Source organism: Litchfieldella rifensis, from assembly GCF_042646605.1.
Taxonomy (GTDB): Bacteria; Pseudomonadota; Gammaproteobacteria; order Pseudomonadales; family Halomonadaceae; genus Litchfieldella; species Litchfieldella rifensis.
Window position 1 is genome coordinate 267068 of the sequence record NZ_JBHRUG010000031.1, and the last position, 22125, is coordinate 289192.

The following is a 22125-nucleotide window of genomic DNA, read 5'->3' on the forward strand; positions in this document are numbered from 1 at the left end:
GAATCAACCCTCACTCTTGAGCCGTTGTTCGAACGCTTCTCTCTGCGCCTCCAGGTATTCCGGTGGTTGCTCGTAGAGGTGATCGAAGATCACCGACGGGTCGTCGAGCTGCTGCATCCGTTGGTCTGCTTTCTCCCAGGCCTCGTCGACCTCCTGCTCTATTTCCTCCTCCAGCTTGTCGACCTCCTTGTCTGTCAGGCGTTTCCTGGCCTTGAGGTATTTCTGCAGGCGCAGGATCGGATCCAGTTCCTGCCACTGCTTCACTTCCTTCTCATCCCGATACTTGCCAGGGTCATCGGCCGTGGTATGCACCGACATGCGATAGGTGACCGCTTCGATCATCGTCGGCCCCCCACCGTCCCGGGCACGCTTGGCCGCTTCTTGCACGGCCGCATAGACCGCGAAGACATCGTTGCCGTCGACCTGGAGCGCCGGAATGCCATATGCCAAGGCCTTCTGGGCCAGGGTCCTGGATCCACTCTGGCGCCTGCGTGGCATCGAAATGGCCCAGTGGTTGTTCTGGCACAGGAAGATAACCGGTGTCTTGAAGACACTGGCGAAGTTCATCGCTTCGTGAAAATCGCCCTCTGACGTCGCTCCGTCACCGAAGAAGGTGATGACGATCTCGTCGTTTTCCCGATATCCTGCGCCGTAGGCCAGGCCTACGGCAGGGGGGAGCTGCGATGCCACGGGGATGGAGATCGGCAGATCGTGGCTGTCTTCGGGGATCGCTCCGCCCTCATTGTAGCCGGCGTTGTATAGGAGCAGGTTTACCGGATCGAATCCTCGCCATAGCATCGCGGATGTCTCGCGAAACGCCGGTACGAACCAGTCGCGGGAGGAAAGCGCCGCCATGGCTGCCACTTGGCACCCCTCTTGCCCGATGGCTGGAGCAAAGGTGCCGATACGCCCCTGTCGCTGCAGCGTGAGCATCCGCTCGTCGAGGCGTCGGCTCAACAGCATCGTGCGATGCATCTGCTGCAGGCGTTCGTCATCGATCTGGGGGGCCAGCTTCTCATCCACCCGGCCCCGCTTGTCCATGATCGAAAGGTATTCGACGGAGTGTTCGAGCCGAACCTGCTTTCTCGGCATGCGTTGCCCTCCGAGGAAACAAGAGAAAGCTGTCGTGCCCACTGAAAAACAGTGAGTTAAGTCAGCTAGTAGCAGCTAGTGACTGTAGAAGCTCTGTCGCGAGAATACCAATCCCGTCCAGGCCATGGGGAAGCCTGCGAACACTCGCGCTGGCTGCCCAAGGCCGTTCCCATCATCGGCCCGCGCCAGTGCTGCCCGGAATGTAAAAAAAGGTCATTTTTTGTCGCCGCCCCTTTCCCCCTCCCTGTGTAGCGATCGGGCACGAAAAAGCCCAGCAGGCTCGCCTGCTGGGCTTTGAGAGTGAGCGGCAGATCAGGTGTCGTCGGCCGGCGCGTAGGAGCCGTCCTCGCGATGCACTTCCTTGCCGGTGATGGGCGGCGTGAAGACACAGGCCAGATGCATGGTCTTGGTGGCGCGAAGCAGGTGCTCGTCGTTCTGGTCGAGAATATAGATGTCGCCGGGCTTGATTGGCCAGATCTTGCCGTCGGCCACGGTTTCGACCTCACCTTCGCCTTCCATGCAATACACCGACTCGAAATGGTGCTTGTAATGGATGTGGGTCTCGGTCCCGGCATAGATGCGGGTGATATGGAACGAGAAACCACCCCCATCGCTGGCCAGCAGCAGGCGTGTACTATCCCAGCTGCCGGTTTCGGAATTGACCAGACGCTCGGACTGGCGAGCTTCTTCTATGTTGCGCACGATCATCGCGGAGTTCCTCCCGTCAGCGGAAGCCGATACGACTTCGCTATTCAAACAAACGACCGGTCCCGCATGCCTCGGACCGATCGGGTCAGGTACCACCCGAACGGGGCAGCAAGCACGTCACGATACCATTATCAGCCAAAGACTTTCTTGATGCTGGCTTCGAGGATATCGAGGCCCTCGAGCAGATCTTCGTCGCTGATGGTCAGCGGGCACAGGCACTTGACGACATGACCGTCGTGACCGCTGGTTTCGATCACCAGGCCGTTCTCGAAGGCTTCGGCGGTGATCTTGTCGGCATGGCCGCCACTGCCGACATCCAAGCCGCGCATCAGACCGCGACCGCGCTCGGAAGCCGGGATGCCTTTTTCGGTCAGCCAGGCGGCAAGCTTCTGGAAACGGTCCTCGACCACCCTGCCCTTGCGCTGCACGTCGCGCTCGAGGGTGTCGTCGCTCCAGAATTGGCGCATGGCCGCGGCGGCGGTGGTGAACGCCAGGCTGAAGCCGCGGAAGGTGCCGTTGTATTGGCCCGGCTTCCATTTGTCGAGTTCCGGACGCATCAGCACGTGGGCAAAAGGCAGACCGAAACCGGACAGCGACTTGGAGTTGGTGACGATATCCGGGGTAATGCCGGCATGCTCGAAGCTGAAGAACTTGCCGGTACGCCCGCAACCGGCCTGAATGTCGTCGACGATCAGCAGGATCCCCTGGTCACGGCAAATCCGTTCCAGGCGCTTGAGCCAGTCGATGCCAGCCGGGTTGATGCCCCCCTCCCCCTGCACCGTTTCGATGATCACGGCGGCGGGACGATCGAGACCGCTGGAGTTGTCGCCGAGCAGTTTCTCGAAGTAGTCGAGGGTGTCGATGCCTTCGCCGAGGTAGCCGTCAAACGGCATGAAAGCGCTGCCCTGGGTGGGAATGCCGCCGGTCGCCTCGCGGAACTTGCGGTTACCGGTGGTCGCCAGGGCGCCCATGGTCACGCCGTGAAAGCCGTTGGTAAAGGACACGATGTTGTGGCGGCCGGTCGCCACCCGTGCCAGACGAATGGCGGCCTCCACGGCGTTGGTGCCGGTCGGACCCGGGAGGTGGACCTTGTACTCCAGGCCACGTGGCTTGAGGATCACCTCCTCCAGGGTTTCCAGGTAGTCGCGCTTGGCCTTGGTCCACATGTCCAGCCCGTGCACGATCCCGTCACTGGCCAGGTAGTCGATCAGGGCCTGCTTGAGCTTGGGATGGTTATGGCCGTAGTTCAGGGTCCCGGCGCCGGCGAGGAAATCGATGTACTGCTTACCGTCCTCAGCGGTCAGGCGCGAGCCCTTGGCTTCGGTGAAGACCACCGGAAAGGAGCGTGAGTAGGTACGCACATCCGATTCCATGCGTTCGAGAATCTGGGTCTGCATCTTGACCTCCTGGTCGATGGATAAAAGAGAGCCCGCAGCCTGCCCAAAGGACCGGCTGTCAGCCAAAAAAGAGGCGGGTCTTCAGATCTGGTCGGGCTGGAAGGGACCGATTCGTACCAGATTTTCCGGATCATGCTCACCGCCGAGCTGATCGGTAGAAAAATATTCACGGCTGTTGAGAGGGGCTTGCCAGCGATCAGCCAGCCGGGTAAAGAGTCCCCATGAGGCCTCGTTGTCGGGCGTGATGGTGGTTTCCAGGTGACGCACTTCCGCAAGCTCCGGGCGGCTCATCACGGCTTCCACCAGACGGCGGGCCAAGCCGGTGCCTCGGGCCTTCTCACCTACGGCGACTTGCCACAGGAAATAAGTGTCCGGCGCGTTGCTTTTCACGTACCCGGATACGAAGCCCACGATCTCGCCATCCTCGTTGGCCGCCACGGCACAGCTGTCGCGAAACTGGGTTGCCAGTAACAGGTAGGCATAGGCCGAGTTCACATCGAGTGGCGGACAGGATTTAACCAATTCATAGATGCCCCAACCATCGTCGGGGTTGGGCCTGCGAATGAACAACGGGGTCTGGGTATTGCCGACCACTGCATCGGCGACGCTCGGGCGTGCCAGGTCGGCAGAAGGAGTGAAGGGCTGTGTCGATAGGTTCATGTCTATGCTTCGCTGTTGGCGAATTTGCGCCTTATTATAACAAAGGCTTATGTGCAAATCAAAGAACTTCTTATCGTTGAACATCGGTTCCATAAAACAATATTATAGATAATGTTTCCCCCCTCGGTTGTGACCCACTGCGGTGCACTTTCTCAGTTTAGTCCAGCCGGGGGGAGGCATCGGCCAGCAGGCAGCGAAAAGGCCACCTACGCAGGTGGCCTTAGAGTCTGGCTAGTCAGGATGACCGGCAGATGACGGAGAGGTTGTCGTCCCGCTATCAGCGGCGCGTCACGCTGCGCATGGTGACGAATTCCTCGGCGCCGGTCGGGTGAATACCTACGGTGGCATCGAAGTCGGCCTTGGTCAGGCCGGCCCTGACCGCGATGGCGATGCCCTGGATGACCTCTCCGGCCTCTTCGCCGACCATGTGCGCGCCCACCACGCGGTCGCTGGCATCATCGACGAGCAGTTTCATCAGGCAACGTTCGTCGCTGCCCGATAGGGTATGCTTCATGGGACGGAAGTCGGCACTGTAGACACGAATCGCGCCGTACTGCTTGCGAGCCTCTTCTTCGGATAGCCCCACGGTACCGATATTCGGATGGCAGAATACCGCGGTCGCGATATTCCGATAATCGAGCGGGCGCGGCGGATTGTCGGTGAAGTGGTGTTGAACCATGTGCATGGCCTCGGCCAGCGCTACCGGCGTCAGCTCGGGGCCGCCGGTGACATCGCCCAGTGCCAGGATCGAGGGGATGGACGTCTCGAAGCGATCGTTGACCTTGAGGGTGCCATCGTCATTCAAGGCGATATCCAGCCGGTCGAGGCCCAACCCGGCGAGGTGTGGCTTGCGCCCTGTGGCGACCAGCACCGCATCGACGTCGAGTCGTTCGCCATTGGTCAGGGTGACCTGCAGCCCGTTGTCGAGCTTGTCGATGCATTCGATGTTGGTCTCGAAATGCAGTTGGACGCCCTTCTTGCCCATTTCGTCGCGAGTGAATTCACGCACTTCGCGGTCGAAGCCGCGCAGGAAGAGTTCGCCACGATAGACCAGATGGGTATCGCTTCCCAGGCCATTGAAGATGCTGGCGAACTCCACCGCAATGTAGCCGCCGCCCAGGACCAGGAAACGCTCGGGGAAACGCGGTAGGTCGAAGATCTGGTTGGAGTTCAGGACATGCTCGTTACCCGGGAAGTCCGGCACCCAGGGCCAGCCGCCGGTGGCGACCAGGATCTTTTCGGCGCTGATGGTCTCGCCGGCCACTTCGATGCGGTGGGCATCGAGCACTTTGGCACGGCCGTTGATCAGGCGCACGTCGGCACCCTCCAGCAGGCGTCCATAGATGCCGTTCAAGCGCTTGATCTCTTCGATCTTGTTGTCGCGCAGCGTCGCCCACTCGAAGCGCGGTGCTTCGGGCAGGGTCCAGCCGAAGCCGGCACTGTCCTCGAAGGCATCGTGGAAGTGCGCGGCATAGGAATAGAGTTTCTTGGGGACACAGCCGACATTGACACAGGTGCCACCGAGATAGCGGTCTTCAGCGATGGCGACCCGCGCACCGGTAGCCGCGGCGGTACGCGCGGCACGTACGCCGCCGGAGCCGGCGCCAATCACGAAGAGATCGTAGTCGAACTCGGACACATTGAACTCCTGAAACATGAGACTCACGAAGAATAACCGTGATGATACCAGTCCTCGGCATTCGCCGGGAGTGTCAGCCGTTGACCCCGCGGTGGCATGGCGGTAAAAGAGGCGCACCCTCCGGCTTTCCTTTCAGGAATCGCGACCATGAAAAAAGACATGCAAGCTTTGCTCGAGCGTAACCGGCAATGGGCTGACAGCGTTCGCCAGCAGGATCCCGACTTCTTCGCGCGGCTTTCACAGCAGCAGAATCCCGACTACCTGTGGATCGGTTGTTCGGACAGCCGCGTGCCGGCCAATCAGATCATCGATCTGCCGCCCGGCCAGGTTTTCGTCCACCGCAATGTGGCCAACCTGCTGCATCACAATGACATGAATGCCCTCTCGGTGGTGCAGTACGCCGTCGACGTTCTCAAGGTCAAGCACATCATGATCGTCGGTCATTATGGCTGTGGCGGTGTGCGGGCGGCCGTGACCGGTGGCGAATTCGGTATCGTCGATTTCTGGCTACACACGGTACGCGAACTCTACAGCCGGCATCGGCGCAGCATGTCAGACCTGAGTCTCGATGAGCAGGTCGATCGCATGTGCGAGCTCAACGTCAAGGCCCAGGTCGACAACCTGTGTCGCACCAAGATCATCCAGCGCGCCTGGCAACGCGACCAGCCCCTGGCGGTCCATGGCTGGGTCTATGGGCTGGGCGATGGCCGGGTCACCGATCTGGGCTGTACCGTCGAAGGGCTCGATCAGGTGCCACAGTTGTACCGCGTCGATCGGCTGGATCCCGTCGATGGTGTCAGTGACTGACATCCGGTTTCGCCAGGGTTGCAGGGACATCATTCGGAGAGCGAATGATGTCAGTCATTATTTCGATTGTCTCACGGCTAGCTGGCTGACTATGGTGAAGCTCTGGCTGCTGCGCTTTCGTGGCGGTCCATAACAATCGACAAGTGGGGATCACCATGACCTTCAACAAGACCTTGCTGGCTACCCTGGTGGGTGCCGCCTTGACTGGCGCGGCATTGATGCCGATGACCGCCAGTGCCGAGACGACCCTGCGCATTGGCTACAGCGCCGACCCCGAAACCCTCGATATCCATGAGCAGCTTTCCGGCGGGATGCTGCGTTTCTCGCATCTGTCGTTCGATCCGCTGGTGCGCTGGACCAAGGACTTCGCCTTCGAGCCGCGCCTGGCCACCGAGTGGGAACAGGTCGACGACACCACCATGCGCATGACCCTCCGCGATGACGTGACCTTCCATTCCGGCAATCGCTTCACCGCGGAGGACGTGGTCTGGACCATCGAGCGCCTGAAGGAAAGCCCCGACTACAAGGCCATCTTCGAGCCGATCGCCGAGGCCAAGGCCATCGACGAGACCACGGTGGAGATCACCACCCACGAGCCCTACCCGATCCTGCTCAATCTCGCGACCTACATCTTCCCCATGGATCGTGAGTTCTACACTGGCACCACCGGTGACGGCGACGACAAGGCCGAGATCGTCAAGAGCGGCAACTCCTTCGCCTCGCGCAACGCTTCCGGCACCGGGCCGTTCATCGTCACCGAGCGTCGTCAGGGCGTACGCGTCAGCTTGGAGCGCTTCGACGACTATTGGGACAGCGAGTCCCCGGGTAACGTCGAGCGGATCGAGCTCACGCCGATCAGCGAGAATGCCTCGCGGGTTGCGGCGCTGCTTTCCAACGGCGTCGACTTCATCGACCATGTGCCGCCCAACGACCTGGAACGCGTGCGCAACGCAGATGGCGTCGACTTGGTGGAGATTCCCGGTACCCGCATCATCGGCTTCCAGTTGAACGAGGAACTGGTAGAAGCCTTCCAGGATCCTCGGGTACGCCTGGCGGTTGACTATGCCATCAACCAGGAAGGGATCGTCGAACGGCTGATGCGAGGTTTTGCCACCCCGGCCGCCCAGTTCTCGCCACGCGGCTATTCCGGTCACAACCCGGACCTGGCACCCCGCTATGACGTCGACCGCGCCTTGGAGCTGATGGCCGAAGCCGGCTACGAAGACGGTTTCGAGGTCGACATGATCGCGCCCAACAACCGCTACGTGAATGATGCGCAGATCGCTCAGGCGGTGGCCAACATGCTGGCACGTATCAATATCGACGTGAACCTGCGCACCATGCCGCTGGCCCAGTACTGGCCGGAGTACGACACTCGCCAGTCCGACATTGCGATGATCGGCTGGCACGCGGACACCGAGGATAGCGCCAACTTCTTTCAGTACCTGACCGCCTGCATCGATGAGGAAACCGGCGCCGGGCAGTACAACTACGGCAGCTACTGCAATGAGGAACTGGATGCGCTAGTGGCCGAAGCCGACAGCGAGACCGACATCGAGAAGCGCAACGCCATGCTGCGTGAAGCCGAACAGATGCTCTATGACGATGTCGGCTATATTGCGCTGCACTGGCAGAATCTGGCCTATGCGGCCCGCGACGGTGTCGATGCCGAGCCGATCCTCAATGCCATCGACTTCCCCTACCTGGGCGATCTGGTCATCGAAGACGCTGACTGATCCACCTATCCTTAGAGCATATCGCCCGTCCTCCGGTCACGACCGGAGGATGGCGAGGCATTGTCACGACCCTCCTTGAAAGGTGGCGCAAGCCATGATTGCTTTTCTGATCAAGCGGCTGATGCACGCAATTCTGGTGATGTTCGTCATCAGCGTGATCGCCTTCGCCATCCAGGACAACCTGGGTGATCCCATTCAACAGATGGTGGGCCAATCGGTACCCGAGAGCGAGCGCGAGGCCCTGCGCGAGCGTCTGGGGCTCAACGATCCCTTCCATGTGCAATATCTGCGCTTTGCCGGCAATGCGTTGCAAGGCGACTTCGGATATTCCTATTTCTACCGTGAGCCGGCGTTGGACGTGATCGCCCGCCATCTGCCTGCCACTCTGGAACTGGTGTTCGGCGCCACGCTGATCATCGTGCTGCTGTCGGTGCCGATCGGCGTCTACAGCGCCATCAAACCACGTTCGCCGATTTCGCGATTCTTCATGGGCATCTCGATTGTCGGTATCTCGGTCCCGGTGTTCCTGACCGCCATCGTGCTGATCCAGATTTTCGCCATCGGCATGAAGGTCTCGCTGTTCCCCGAGAGCACCGGCTGGGGAAGCTGGCTCAATGCCGTGTTCTCGACCGAAGGCGGCATGCCTTCCTTCGGCCGTGGCCAGGACCTGGTCCATGTGATGGGCTACTGGGACTCGAACCTGTTCAGCATCGGTGGCCTACGGCATCTGGTGCTGCCCTCCATCGCCCTGGCCTCGATCATGCTGCCGCTGTTCATCCGGCTGATTCGAGCGGAAATGCTGGAAGTGCTGCAGTCGGAGTACGTGAAATTCGCCCGAGCCAAGGGGATCTCACCACGTCGCATCTACTTCGTGCATGCATTGAAGAACACCATGTTGCCAGTGATCACCGTGGGTGGCGTCCAGATCGGCACCATGGTGGCCTATACCATTCTCACCGAGACCGTTTTCCAGTGGCCTGGCATGGGACTGATGTTCCTCGACGCCATCAACCGTGCCGACATTCCGTTGATCGTGAGCTATCTGATGATCGTGGGCGTGATCTTCGTGGTCACCAACACCATCGTCGACCTGATCTACGGCCTGGTGAACCCCACCGTCAAACTGACCGGGAAGCCCGCATGACGACTCAAGCTTCTTCTCCGACGCGCTGGGCCAGGTTACGTGACTCCTATTTGCTGTACAGCTTCAAGCGAACCTGGAGCGCGCAACTGTGCCTGGCGGTCTTCATCTGCCTGGTACTGGCGGCCTTCATGGCCCCTTGGCTGGCGCCGACCGATCCTTACGATCTGCGTCAGATCGACATCCTCGACTCCGAGCTGCCGCCGTTCTGGGTCGATGGTGCCGACGAGCGCTACGCTTTGGGTACCGATGCCCAGGGCCGCGATCTGTGGTCGATTATCCTCTACGGCACCCGGGTCTCGCTGATCATCGGCTTCGGGGCGGTGATTCTGCAGGCCGTGTTGGGGGTCACCTTCGGCCTGCTGGCTGGTTATCTGGGTGGGCGCGTGGATGCCATCCTGATGCGCCTGGCCGATATCCAGTTATCGTTCTCCACCCTGATGGTGGCCATCGTGGTCGGGGCCGTGGTCAAGGCCACGCTGGGCAGCAGCTTCTACAGCCACTATGCGGTGTTGATGCTGATCCTGATCATCGGCCTGGCGGAATGGCCGCAATATGCACGTACCGTGCGCGCCTCGGTGCTGGCGGAAAAGAGCAAGGAATACGTCGACGCCGCTCGTGTGATGGGGCTCGCCAGCCGGCGCATCATGTTCCGCCATGTGCTGCCCAATACGCTGTCGCCGATCTTCGTGATTTCGACCGTGCAGATCGCCAACGCCATCATCTCCGAGGCCGCCTTGTCGTTTCTGGGATTGGGCATGCCGGAAACCCATCCCTCGCTGGGCTCGCTGATCAAGTCCGGTTTCGATTATATCCAGTCCGGCTCATGGTGGATCACCCTGATCCCCGGGGCAGTGCTGGTGGCGCTGGTACTGGTCATCAACCTGCTTGGTGACTGGCTGAGAGACGTGATGAATCCGCGTCTTTACAAGGGGTAAGGAGTACAGCATGTCTTTGCTTGAAGTTTCCGATCTGGACGTGCGCTTTGCCCTGCGACAAGGCGAAGTGCGCGCCCTGCGCAACGTCGGCTTTTCTCTCGACCGCGGCGAGCGCCTGGGTATCGTCGGTGAATCCGGTGCCGGTAAGTCGGTTGCGGCTTTCACCCTGCTCAACCTGATCGCCAAACCCGGCTTCATCGCCGGCGGCAGTATCCGTTTCGATGGGCAGGAACTGATCGGCCAGTCCGAACGGGCGTTGCGCAAGGTGCGTGGCAACCGGATCTCGATGATTTTCCAGGACCCGATGATGACACTCAATCCGGTGCTGTCGATCGGCGAGCAGATGGTCGAGTGCCTGAAGGCGCATCGTCGCATCTCGGCTCGCGAGGCACGCGCCATCGCCCTGCACAAGCTCAACCAGGTACAGATCCCTTCGCCGGAGACGCGTCTGGACCAGTATCCCCACGAGCTTTCCGGCGGGATGCGCCAGCGCGTCATCATTGCCATCGCCCTGCTGCTCGATCCGGATATCATCATTGCCGATGAGCCCACCACGGCACTCGATGTGACCATCCAGGCCGAAATCATGGCACTGCTGCTGGAGCTGTGCGAGAAGCACAACGTCGGCCTGATCCTGATTACCCATGACCTGGGGGTGGTCAGCCAGGTCACGCAGCGCATGCTGGTGATGTATGCCGGCCGCGTCATCGAGCAGGGCCCGACGCGCGAGATCATCAACGACCCACAGCATCCTTACACCCAAGGCTTGATCAATGCCTTGCCTCAGATGGCCACGCCGGGCGAGCGGCTCAACCAGATCCCCGGCAGCATGCCATCATTGTCCAACTTGCCCGGTGGTTGCGCTTTCCACCCGCGCTGTGGCTTCGTCAAGGATGCCCACGGTCGGCCACGACGAGCCTGCCTGGAAGTGGTGCCGGATTTCGTCAGGTCCGGCAACTGTCGGGTCGCTTGCCATATGGTCGCCGAGATGCTGCAGGAGGAACAACGCCACGCCAAGGAGGAAACGCAATGACGCGCGTCGCCAATGCTCCAGACCCCGTAGCTACTGCGTCGTTGCCGAATGAGCGCACGACACGCTCCGAGGCGTTGCTGGAAATCCGCGACCTGACCAAGCGCTTCTCGCTGTCGGGGGATTTTCTCGAGCAATTGCGTTTCAAGGGAGGACGCCTGATCCGCCATCAGGAGCATGTGCATGCCATCAACGGCGTGAGTCTGGACATCCAGCGTGGCGAGGCGCTATGCGTGGTCGGTGAATCCGGTTGCGGCAAGTCGACCGTGGCGCGCATCGTGATGGGCCTGCTGACGCCGACCAGTGGTGAGATCCATTATGACGGTCAGCGTATCGATCACCTTAGCGCTCGCCAGCTGCTGCCCTATCGCAAGCGTATGCAGATGATCTTCCAGAATCCCTACGCGTCGTTGAATCCGCGCATGACCATTCAGCAGACCCTGGAAGAGCCACTGCGCCTGCACCAGCCCGACTGGACGCGTGACGAGGTGCGCGACAAGGTCATCGAGGTGATGGCCTCGGTGGGTATCGACCCGGACTGGGGCAAGCGCTTCGGCCATGAATTTTCCGGGGGACAGCGTCAACGCATCGCCATTGCCCGGGCGCTGGCTGTGGATCCGGAGTTCATCGTTGCCGACGAACCGATCTCGGCGCTGGACGTGTCGATTCAGGCCCAGGTGCTCAACCTGCTGATGGATGCCCAGCAGCAGCATGACCTGACCTATCTGTTCATCTCCCATGATCTGGCGGTGGTCGAACACTTCGGGACCCGGGTCGCGGTCATGTATCTGGGTACGGTCTGTGAAGTGGCCCCCACGGCGACGCTGTTTGCCACGCCTCGCCATCCGTATACCCAGGCCCTGATGTCGGCGATCCCACGGCTGGAGGATGACCGCCCTCAGCACATTCGTCTCAGTGGCGAGGTCCCCACGCCGGTCAATCTGCCCTCAGGGTGTGTTTTCCATGCGCGCTGTCCCCATGCCAGTGAACGTTGTCGTCGGGAAATTCCCGCCTTGATCGCGCGTGAGGACGGCACACGTGTTGCCTGCCACGGCGTCGAGGAAGGGCGTATCTAGGGGGCCGAGGGTATGGAAATCCGCTGGCTGGAAGACTTCGTCGCCTTGGCCAGAACGCGACACTTCTCACGCGCAGCCGACGAGCAGAATGTTACCCAGCCGACCTTCTCGCGGCGCATCAAGCTGCTGGAAGAGGAGATGGGGACCACGCTGATCAACCGGCAGACTCTGCCACTGTCGCTGACCCCCGCGGGCGAAGAGTTCCTGCAACTCTGCGAACAGGTCACCGACCGGGTACGCCTGACGCGTGAACGCATTCAACGACTCACCGATGAACAGGCGCGTCGAGTGCTGATCGCTGCGCCCCAGAGCCTACTGTCGCACCTGTTGCCGCAGTGGCTGGCTGACCACGGCCTGCAAGAACTCGTCGTTCCCTACCTGCGGGCGACGAGCTGGCTGTTGGCCGATTATTTCCAGGCGCTGGAGCGCGGCGAGTGCGATCTGGCACTGTGCTACTGGCCGGTGGAACGCTGTGAGCTGGAGTTGGATACCAGCGCCTTCCGTTATCGGGTCATCGGTGAGGAGCGGCTGGTTCCTCTTTCCGTGGCCGATGGCAGCGGGCGGCCGCGTTTCGTGCTGCCGGGCAGTCGTCGATCACCCTTGCCGTTGATGGCCTACCATCCACGCGGACTGTTGAGTTCGGCGATCGCCGCCCACTTGGCCAGGCAGCCCGAAGCCAGTCATTTCAACGTGGTCAATGAAAGTATCCAGACCACCAACATCAAGGAACTGGTCGGGCTGGGCTATGGCATCGGCTGGCTCCCGCAACGTGTCGTCCAGCGCGCCCTGGATAGTGGGCATCTGGTGCGTGCCGGTGACACGCGCTGGGACGTCCCGCTGGAGATACGCCTGTACCGCTACCACAGCCGTCAGCACGGTGGCCTGGAAGCGCTGTGGAAGCATTTCGAGCGTATCGGATCACCGCTCTCTTCCTTGTCATCCTAATCTGGAGTCCTATCATGACCCCTGCCCTCGCCACCTTTCACCTCAAACACCTGGACGCCCTGGAGAATGCCTACCAGCGCGTGCTCGACGAGCATGGCTATAGCGGAGTGCTGCTCTATAGCGGACATGCCCGGCAACACTTCGGCGATGACCAGACGGCCAGTTTCGCCACCTATGGGCACTTCCTGCACTGGGTACCGCTTCCCGGCATCGAACATGGCTGGCTGTTGATTCGTCCTGGCCAGCCGCCTCTGCTGCACTGGTACGCACCCCAGGATTTCTGGCATTTGACGCCAGAGCTTCCCGATGAGCCATGGGTCGAGCGCTTCCGGATCGAGTCGGTCACCGAGCCTGGCCCCCCGCGGTTACCTTCCGGACGCTTCGCCGTGCTTGGTGATGTGGAGGCCGATGTCGCCACCGCCCTGGGTGCCGAGTGCAATCCCGAGGCGCTGACCATCGCCCTGGACGAATTGCGTGTCCGCAAGAGTGACTACGAAGTGGCCTGCCTGCGTGAGGCCAATGCCCAGGCCTGGGCGGGCCACCGGGCGGCGCGCGAAGCATTCGATGCCGGCGCTGCGGAGCTCGACATTCAGCTCGCTTACCTGGCGGCCAGCCGCCAGCGCGAGTCTGCCGTTCCCTATCAGAACATCGTCGGTGTCAATCACCATGCCGGCGTCCTGCACTATCAGCATTACGATATCCAGCCGGTCCGCAAGCGCTATAGCCTGCTGGTCGACGCCGGCCACCGCCATCATGGCTACTGTGCGGACATTACCCGTACCTGGGCCGGTTGCGATGCCAGCGATACCTTTGGCGCCTTGATCGACGGGGTGACGCGGCTGCAGCGACGACTGATCGCATCGCTGGGGCCCGGCCAGTCCTTTGTGGCCCTGCACGAGCGAATGCATTGGGAACTAGGCCACCTGTTAGCCAGTCAAGAATTGGTAAGTTGTAGCGCCGATGCGGCCGTCGCCCAAGGCATCACCTATGCCTTCTGCCCGCATGGTCTGGGACATTTGCTGGGCATACAGGTACATGATGTTGCAGGACGCCGTCGAGCGGACGGTACTCCGTTACCGCCACCGGCAGGCTACCCTGCCCTGCGGCTGACCCGGGAGCTGGTGAGTGGCATGGTGCTGACTGTAGAGCCCGGTTGCTACGTGATTCCGATGTTGCTGGCACCGCTGCGTGAGGGAGCCGTCGGTCGGGATATCGACTGGGATGCCGTCGAGGCACTAGCCCCTCATGGCGGCATCCGTATCGAGGACAATGTGCTTATCACGACAGAGGGCCACGATGACCTGACACCGGCGGTCTGAACGACGCGACGGATTTGCTTGCCCGAGCAGTCGCGATAAGCTTAAGGAGACAAGATTCGAGCGAGGCCGGCATGTCACGCACTATCGTTTCTGCCGATTTCCGTGCCCCACGAGGATTCGGCAATCGTCATGTGCAAACCCTGCTGCCACGGCTATTGCCCAAGCCGTGGCTGGCGCGAGACACCGAAATCCTCAATCTGCCCGATGGCGACTTTGTCGAGCTGGCTTGGGTGCGACCGGCGCCATTGCGTGATGACGCACCGCTGTTCATGCTTTTTCACGGCCTGGAAGGCTCCTTCGATTCTCCGTACGCCAGATCGCTTCTCGCCATGGCATCGAAGCGTGGCTGGCGGGCGATGATGATGCACTTTCGCGGCTGTGGTCAGGCTCCCAATCGCTTGCCTCGGGCCTATCACAGTGGCGATACCGCCGATGCCTATTGGCTGATTGGGCAGGTGGCCCAGCGCTACCCCCATGCCATCAAGGTGGCAACGGGCGTGTCGCTGGGTGCGAACATGCTGGTCAAGCTGGTGGCCGAACAGGGGGGGGATGGCCTCGATCTGGCGGGTGCGATCGCCATCAGTGCCCCACTCGACCTGGCCGCCAGTGCCGATGCCCTGAACAACGGCTTCTCACGCTATTACCAGCGTCATCTGCTCAAGTCTCTGAAGCGCAAGGTCGCGGCCAAGATGGCCCAGGCACCGCTGCCGATCTCGCTATCGCCCCACCAGTTGAAGGAACTCGATAGTTTCTGGGCCTACGACAACGAGGTCACCGCTCCGCTGCATGGCTTCAGCTCGGCAAGCGACTACTATCAACGGGCCTCGGCGGGACGCCTGATCGGGGAGATCGAGCTGCCGACCCTGATCCTGCATGCGGCCGACGATCCTTTCATGCCTGGCGAACTGTTCGATCGTTTGCCGACGCCTTCCGATGCGGTGCGTGTGGAGATCTCCCGTCAGGGCGGACATGTCGGCTTTATGCACTTTCAGCAGGGGCGCCTGCGGTCGTGGCTGGTGCAGCGCGTGGCCCGCCAGCTCGAGGACTGGGCGAATCTCTCTCCTGCCAACGACTGGCTGCGGGCTGCACCGATCAGCCGATCGGACAACTGACGCCGGTGCCCTTCAGCCCACAATAACCGCCGGGATTCTTGGCCAGGTACTGTTGGTGATACTCCTCGGCCACATAAAACGCGTTCAGCGGTGCGACTTCGGTGGTGATGCGTCCCTTGCCGGCGGCATGCAGCGCCTTCTGGTACTGGTCGCGGCTGTGCTCGGCCAGCGCCTGCTGGGCATCCGTCGTGGTGTAGATCGCCGAACGGTACTGGCTACCCAGGTCATTGCCCTGGCGCATGCCCTGTGTCGGGTCATGGGCTTCCCAGAACACCTGCAGCAACTCGGGCAGCCCGATCACCCGGGGGTCGAAGACCACCCGTACCACTTCGGCATGACCAGTCAGGCCGGTGCAGGTTTCCTCATAGGTGGGGTTGGGCGTAAAGCCGCCAGCGTAGCCCACCGCCGTGACATGGACGCCGGGCAACTCCCAGAACAGGCGTTCGGCGCCCCAGAAGCAACCCAGACCCACGACCACCTCCTCCAGGCCCTGGGGAAAGGGTGGCAGCATCGTGCGCCCCGTCACATGATGCACACCACTGATCTTGAGCGGCGTATCGCGTCCGGGTAGTGCCTGCTCTGGGCTGACCAGGCGCGGTTGGGTGGATGTCCACATGGCTTTGGCCCTCATGATCGGATGACCCCGGAGTGGTATTGCTCCACGGAGTCACGGGCGTTGCTGTGCGCTGCCCAGGCTGAAACTGTATATCAGGTCTACCGCCTGGGCGGCACCGGATACGGCTTGTAGATAGAGGTCGCGCCACAGCGTATAGCGTAGCGTCAACTCGGCGATTGGCGAGAAGATGCCCACACCATAGCTGACACGCAGGTCCTCGAACAGGTAGCCGCTGACCACCACCTGACTTTCGTCACCGGTGCCCGCGGACTCCAGCGACAGGTCGCTGATCCCGAAGGCCTGTCCGATCTGGCCGACGGCACCGCCGGTGCGCGACAGTGACAAACCGATCAGTGCCGAGGTCAAGGCACCATCGCTATCGCCATCCTCGGGTGGTCGGCCGCGCAGCAGATAGGACAAGGCCCGCGACTCGTCCATGGCCGGCTCCGAGAAGACCTCTAGATTGGGCGCTTCGGCCGAGCCACTGACCCGCAGCCCGGCGATGACATCGTCTTCGGTGACGTTGGGGTTGCGGATGGCTTCGAACCGCAGCAGCGGTTGGTCCGCCGGACCGCTGAAGAACAGTTGCCCCTGCCGAATCAACAAGTCCTGACCGAAGGCTTGGAATCGACCATCGATCAGATTGACATCGCCGAACAGCTGCACGGGTCCACCCTGCTGGCGCACCTCGAGATTGCCACGCAAGCCCGTTTCAAGACCATAGGCCTCGAGCTGCATGTCTGGCCCCAGGACCAGGTCGATAAGGACATCGATGGTCATGCCCCTGTTGGCCAGCGCCTCCGCCGTCGTGCCGCCGACACCTTCTTCTGCCTCACGCCGGGCGCGCTGCTCATCGCGCTGGGTGATAATGATCTCGTCGCTGCTGGGGCTGACCGCCGAGGCAGGCACCTGCCCGACCTTCAGCCTGGCCCAGGGGACCTCGACGCGACCGCGCACTTGCAGCAGAGTGGGATCGATGTCGATCTGCAGGTTAGGGGCCACTCGCAGGCGTCCGAAGGCCGGCAACGCGACCAACAGTGGGTCGTCGCGCCCATCGATCCGCAGCGCCATCTCCCACGCGTCCGTACTGGGCCAGGCGGCATCCCCCTCGATGGCGAGACGCCCCTGTTCGGCGGCGATGAACCCATCGATGGTGCCGCGATCGCCGCGCAGCCGGACATCCAACTCGCCGTCGCGCACCTCCAGGGGGACACCTCCTCCTCGCACTTGCAAGCCCGACAGGCGAAGGTCACCGTCCAGGGTCGGGGCCTGCAGATTGCCACCGATGGCGACATCCCCCGATACGCCACCACGCAACCTGTCCATGCCCGCGACCAGGGCGCGATAAGGCGATAGCCGGATATCGTCGGCCACCAGTCGACCGCTGAGGCCGCCTCGGGTCATGGGCTCGGCGACGACGACCTCGAGGCGTATCTGGCCAGCCTCGGCCAACGTCACGTCGAGACCCGCCTCGGCACGCGCTTGCGTGGCATCGACTCGCATCGAGAGGCGTGATTCGGGGAGCTCCCAAGGCTGGCCGTAGGCATCTTCCCCGCTCAAGGCCAACTCACTGTCGAGATCGGCTTCCAGCGACCACTGCGCCCCACCCTGACGCCAACCGGCAATGACATTGGCACGCGTCTCGCCGTCGAGCTGCCAGCCTTCGGGCATCGTCTGCTCCAGCACGGCCATGGGCAGGTCGCGCAGGGCGAGCACCGCACGCCCCCGGACGGCGGAAGCCTCAACCGGTTCGGCGAGGCACAACTCTCCGCCCTGCTGGCGGCGCAGGCAGAATGGCTGCAGCGTCATGCTGCCGTCGCCAAGATTGGCGGCGAAGGCCATCGGCGAGGCGAGCCGCATGTCACCGTATTCGGTGTCCACCTCCAGTGGTGTCAACTGGCCTCGGTAGCGGCTGCGCTCGGCGTTCATGGCCCCCTCCAGTGCCAGGGACGCGCGCGACAGCGGCATGCCCTGCCCGGCCTGCGCCTCCAGGGTCAGCCGGTGTGCCGACTGCCGCCCCTCCAGGGTCAGGGCGATACTGCGGAAACGCTGGCCGCCGGCGTTGAGGCGCTCGATGTCCAGTTGCGCATCCAAGCGTGGGTCGTCGAGCCCACTCATGCTGGCCACGAGACGCAAGCGTTCCATGCGATTGTCGGCGACGCGCAGGTTCTCGCCCAGCAGGTTCAGCTCGATCCGGGGTGTCCCGAAGGTGCCGGACACGTCGAATTGGCCCCGCAATACCCCACCGAATTCGGGAGAGAGCGCCGCCAGCGCCGGAGCTTCGAGGTCGCCGCTCAGAGCCAGGCGCTCGCCCACTTGCCCTTGCGCGCTCAGGCGGTTATCGCCCTGGCGGAAGTCGAAACGCTCGATCTGCCAATGCATGTCGCTGTTACCGGTCAAGCGGGCATCCAGCGCGAGCGGCAGGTCCTGAAGTTCTCCGCGAATCGCCAGTTCGGGAATCGCAAGCCGCCAACCATCGGGTCCCTGCGCGAAGCGCAATTCCACATTACCGTTCAGACGACCGGCAACCGCTTCGGTGAACAGGCTTGGATCGACGTCGGTCAGCCGCAGCCCGGCATCGACCGTTACCCCCTCGACCCAGCGGACCTCCCCATGGCTGATCAGCGAGCCACGTTCGACGGCCACCGAAACGGGTGACCAGGCGAAGTGTTCCAGGTCGCCATTGCCGGTCAAGGCCAGCCTGGTTGCCGGAATCTGCGGTCCGGACGCCTGAAGCGATAGCGCCGCCCGGTAACCGAGCAGGTTGCCGTCGATCTTCATCAACAGTTGCCGGAGCCGATAGGGGGACGCATCGTCGCTGGACACTGTGTCGGCGTTTGCTGTCGTCCCCGGTAACGGCCAAACCAGCTCCTCGGCACGCAGCGTGGCGGTGAACGGCAAGGTCGGGTCCAGCGCGTCGAGATGGCCGCTCAACGCGAGCGTCACCGGCCCTTCGGCATCCAACTGAAGGGCGAGATCGGCCAGGCTGCCGCTGGCATGGAGTGTTACGCGCTCACCTGCGAGCTCGGGCATCCGTTCGGGTAGCCACAGTTCACCGGTGAGGTGCGCTTCGAGGGGGTAGTCGTCGCGTAGCTCGACGTGGGCCGACAGCTCGGCGTCGGCATCCACGCTGCTGACGCGTAACGGAGAGATTCGGACCTCATGCTCGTGCGCCTCGAGCGTCAGCGCCAGGTGTTCGACCCCATACTCGAAGGCGCCATCGACGCGGAAATCCTCGACCCTCAGGTCGGGTATCTCGATCGCCAGTGGCAAGCGCACGTCGGGCAGCGTCAGCCGTTCGCGCTGGTCAAGCGGTACCGCTTCCCGCTCCTCGGTCTCTGCCGCCACGGCGGGCGACGGGGATTGCGACGCCATGGCGGCATCGATCGCGTCGGCGGACAAGCGCCGGGGGGATGGAACCATCGCCTCGTCGTGTGCGGCTGACAGGGCCAGGGCGGCGCCCGGCGACACGGGTAGGGTCAGCCGCCCTCCTTGCCACAGGGTGGGTGCGAGGCGCAGGGTATCCTGCTCGGCGCGGGCGGCGGTGCTGAAATTGTCCCAGTAAAGCCGTGTGCCATCGGCCAGCCGAATCTCGACATCGCGCAGGAACAGGGCGCGGATCTCGACGGGAAACGGCAGGCTCAAGCGGGCTGGCTGTGCCGGCTCGGTGGGCGCGGTGTCCTGACGATCGGTGTCGCCGGCCGCGAGGCGGATGCTGGCCCCTTCCACTGCCAGAGCGTCGATGCACAGTTGGCCAGCAAGCACGCAGTCATCCGCCCAGGTCAGCGTGAAGCGCTCGAGCCTGATGCGTGCCGGCCCGGCCTCGAGCTGAAGCCCTTGCAGCACCAGATGGTCCAGTGGTGCCCCCTCGACGCTGTCGAACTGATACCAGCCTCGCGCCTGGCCCTGCTCCATCAGTACCTCGGTGCCCCAAGGCGACAGCGCCAGGCCAAGGGCGAAGATCACCAGACCCAGCAACCACAGGGGCAACCAGACCAGAACGCGTAAGAATGCCCAGATCAGAACGATGATTTTCAAAACTCAGGCCCGATCGCAAAATGAATACGGAACGGATCTTCGTCATCGAAGGGGTGGGCGATATCGAAACGGATCGGCCCTACCGGCGAGATCCAGCGCACACCGAGGCCGGCGCCGGTATTGAGCGCACTCGGCAACCAATCGTCGAAGGCGTCGCCGGTATCGACGAAGGCAGCTCCCCACCAGTCGCCGGTGACACGTCGCTGTACTTCCAGACTGGCAGTGAACAGTTGTTGACCGCCGCGTAGCCGTCCCTCTTCGTCGCGTGGAGCCAGGCTCTCATAGGAATACCCTCGCACGCTGCGATCACCACCGGCGAAGAAACGCAGCGACGGGGGAATCTTATCGAAAGTATCGGTGCTGATCGCTCCCAGACCGGTGCGACCGACGAAGCGGGTATTGGTACCCAGCATGCGGATCCACTGGGAATCGAGGGTGGCACGCACGAAATTGGCATCCGACCCCCAGACGCGGTTCGAGTATTCCAGCGCCAGACGCTGGCGATCCCCCCAGGTGGGGAAGCGCGGATTGCGGGTCCGGGTACGCGACCAACTGATGCCCGGATACAGCAGCAGCACCTGAGCCGATTCGTCGGCCTGAGTGAAATCTTCGAAGGTAGTGCGCCAGTACAGACTCTGCACCCAACCGTTGTCGAACTGCCAGCGCCGGGCGAGTTCCACGGACGTTTCCAGGCTGCGCGTATCTTCATTATCGCGCTGTCGGAAGCCGTATTGCAGACGATAGCTGTCGCGCAACGGGTCTTCCAGCGGGAGGACATACTGCCCTGTCAGGAGCTGCTCGGGGGCGGACAGGAACAGGTCGTGATCGAGGCTATGGCCGGCACGGTTGAGCCATGGCTGGTGCCAGGAGAACCGTAGCCGGGGACCGACATCGGTGGCATAGCCTATCCCCACCTCGAACTGGTGTCGGTCGGCCGGCGTCAGCGCAACATCGAGTGGAACCTCCCGGCGCTGGGTGTCGTACAGCGACGTGGCGCTCACCAGGGCGACGGGGTCGATGCGCGGAGCCTCCATTGCCGGCGCCGGGGAATCGGGTTGCCCGGCATCACCCCGGCGGTCCACCTGCTCCCACCAGTGCGTCGTGGATGCCGGTAGCGCCAGGCTTTCTTCCTCGTGCAAGCGAGGGCGCACCGCAATCGAGGAAAACCACTCGCTCTGTCCCAGGCGCTGGTTGTATTCGGCGAGATCGCCGGCCAGATAGGGGTCGCCCGGAGCGAACGGCAACATCCTCCGCAAGCGCTCTTCGTCGATCTGGCTGCCTTGGTAGTTGATCTCGCCGAAGCGGTAGCGGGGTCCACTGTCGAGATGCAGATACAGCCGCGCGCTTTGCTCCCAGGGGCGGATCTCCATGCGCCGGTCACGAAAGGCCGAGTCGAAGTAGCCACGCTCCAGTGCCAGACCCGACAGGCGAGTGCGCAGCCGGTCGTAAGGCGCATGCCGCAGAGGATCGCCTTCGCTCAGAGGAAAGTCATCGAGTGCTTCGCGAAAGGCACTGTCGTCTTCGGCTTCGCCACTGACGCGAAGGTCCAGCACGGTAATGACGACCCGCGGTCCTGGCTCGATCGTCAGATTGACCGCTGGCGGTTCCTCACCCTCGAATTCCACGGCGATGTCGGGCTCGTAATAGCCAAAGGCACGCAATGCCTCTTGCGTGCGCCGGCGCACTTCGCCTTCGAGATGGTTTCGGCTGTACTGCTCCGCGTCGAGCCCTTCCAGATAGTTCACGACATTGCTGGCCGGAGCGCCCGTCAGCCCGTCGACTCGTGCCTCCAGGGCCAGAGTGGGTGACGTCAGACACAGGGTCAACGCCGCCACGCCCAGGGGCGCAAGTGTGCGATGTTCCAATATCAC

17 protein-coding genes are annotated in these 22125 nt (G+C 62.5%); 9 read left to right on the plus strand and 8 right to left on the minus strand.

What is annotated here, in order from left to right; translation table 11 throughout:
* Window positions 1–3: 3 nt before the first annotated feature.
* The 5 genes from pdhA to gorA all read right to left on the minus strand — a co-directional run bounded on the left by pdhA (window position 4) and on the right by gorA (window position 5496).
* Window positions 4–1092, minus strand: a complete 1089-nt coding sequence (pdhA, locus tag ACFOEV_RS17025; protein WP_386776076.1) for a pyruvate dehydrogenase (acetyl-transferring) E1 component subunit alpha — start codon at window positions 1090–1092, stop codon at window positions 4–6.
* Between the two features lie 312 nt (window positions 1093–1404).
* Window positions 1405–1800, minus strand: a complete 396-nt coding sequence (locus ACFOEV_RS17030; RefSeq protein ID WP_386776077.1) for an ectoine synthase — start codon at window positions 1798–1800, stop codon at window positions 1405–1407.
* A 131-nt stretch (window positions 1801–1931) separates the two neighbouring features.
* Entirely contained in the window at window positions 1932–3197 is a 1266-nt protein-coding gene (gene ectB / locus ACFOEV_RS17035; RefSeq protein WP_386776078.1) for a diaminobutyrate--2-oxoglutarate transaminase, read from the minus strand.
* 81 nt (window positions 3198–3278) lie between these two features.
* A complete protein-coding gene (gene ectA, locus ACFOEV_RS17040) occupies window positions 3279–3857 on the minus strand; it encodes a diaminobutyrate acetyltransferase (RefSeq protein WP_386776079.1) in 579 nt (192 codons plus the stop codon).
* 277 nt (window positions 3858–4134) lie between these two features.
* Window positions 4135–5496, minus strand: a complete 1362-nt coding sequence (gene gorA / locus ACFOEV_RS17045) for a glutathione-disulfide reductase (protein ID WP_386776080.1) — start codon at window positions 5494–5496, stop codon at window positions 4135–4137.
* 147 nt (window positions 5497–5643) lie between these two features.
* Here gorA and can point away from each other — a divergent pair, with 147 nt between their 5' ends.
* From can to ACFOEV_RS17090, 9 genes are all read left to right on the plus strand, one after another.
* Window positions 5644–6303 carry a carbonate dehydratase gene (can, locus tag ACFOEV_RS17050; protein ID WP_386776081.1) on the plus strand — a complete coding sequence of 220 codons (660 nt, stop codon included), beginning with the start codon at window positions 5644–5646 and terminating at the stop codon, window positions 6301–6303.
* 155 nt (window positions 6304–6458) lie between these two features.
* Window positions 6459–8039 (plus strand): ABC transporter substrate-binding protein, encoded by a 1581-nt coding sequence (locus tag ACFOEV_RS17055; RefSeq protein WP_386776082.1) that lies wholly within the window; start codon window positions 6459–6461, stop codon window positions 8037–8039.
* A gap of 94 nt (window positions 8040–8133) precedes the next feature.
* Window positions 8134–9183 (plus strand): ABC transporter permease, encoded by a 1050-nt coding sequence (locus tag ACFOEV_RS17060; RefSeq protein WP_386776083.1) that lies wholly within the window; start codon window positions 8134–8136, stop codon window positions 9181–9183.
* Window positions 9180–10118, plus strand: coding sequence for an ABC transporter permease (locus ACFOEV_RS17065; protein WP_386776084.1), 939 nt, complete (start codon window positions 9180–9182; stop codon window positions 10116–10118). The genes ACFOEV_RS17060 and ACFOEV_RS17065 overlap by 4 nt, the downstream gene beginning before the upstream one ends.
* Before the next feature lie 10 nt (window positions 10119–10128).
* Window positions 10129–11151, plus strand: coding sequence for an ABC transporter ATP-binding protein (locus tag ACFOEV_RS17070; RefSeq protein ID WP_386776085.1), 1023 nt, complete (start codon window positions 10129–10131; stop codon window positions 11149–11151).
* Window positions 11148–12224, plus strand: a complete 1077-nt coding sequence (locus tag ACFOEV_RS17075) for an ABC transporter ATP-binding protein (RefSeq protein WP_386776086.1) — start codon at window positions 11148–11150, stop codon at window positions 12222–12224. The genes ACFOEV_RS17070 and ACFOEV_RS17075 overlap by 4 nt, the downstream gene beginning before the upstream one ends.
* A 12-nt stretch (window positions 12225–12236) precedes the next feature.
* A complete protein-coding gene (locus ACFOEV_RS17080) occupies window positions 12237–13169 on the plus strand; it encodes a LysR family transcriptional regulator (RefSeq protein WP_386776087.1) in 933 nt (310 codons plus the stop codon).
* 14 nt (window positions 13170–13183) lie between these two features.
* The gene (gene pepQ, locus ACFOEV_RS17085; RefSeq protein ID WP_386776088.1) at window positions 13184–14488 is read left to right on the plus strand and encodes a Xaa-Pro dipeptidase; all 1305 of its coding nucleotides are present in this window, start codon (window positions 13184–13186) and stop codon (window positions 14486–14488) included.
* Window positions 14489–14559: 71 nt separating this feature from the next.
* Entirely contained in the window at window positions 14560–15600 is a 1041-nt protein-coding gene (locus tag ACFOEV_RS17090) for a hydrolase (RefSeq protein WP_386776089.1), read from the plus strand.
* Here the strand turns inward: ACFOEV_RS17090 and msrA are convergent.
* From msrA to tamA, 3 genes are read right to left on the minus strand one after another with little or no spacing between them, the layout of a single operon-like run.
* Entirely contained in the window at window positions 15581–16216 is a 636-nt protein-coding gene (gene msrA / locus ACFOEV_RS17095) for a peptide-methionine (S)-S-oxide reductase MsrA (RefSeq protein ID WP_386776090.1), read from the minus strand. The two genes, ACFOEV_RS17090 and msrA, sit on opposite strands and share 20 nt — an antisense overlap.
* Before the next feature lie 51 nt (window positions 16217–16267).
* Window positions 16268–20254 (minus strand): autotransporter assembly complex protein TamB, encoded by a 3987-nt coding sequence (tamB, locus tag ACFOEV_RS17100; RefSeq protein ID WP_386776091.1) that lies wholly within the window; start codon window positions 20252–20254, stop codon window positions 16268–16270.
* Window positions 20251–22119: an autotransporter assembly complex protein TamA gene (tamA, locus tag ACFOEV_RS17105; protein ID WP_386776092.1), complete on the minus strand. Its 1869-nt coding sequence runs from the start codon at window positions 22117–22119 to the stop codon at window positions 20251–20253. The genes tamB and tamA overlap by 4 nt, the downstream gene beginning before the upstream one ends.
* Window positions 22120–22125 lie beyond the last annotated feature (6 nt).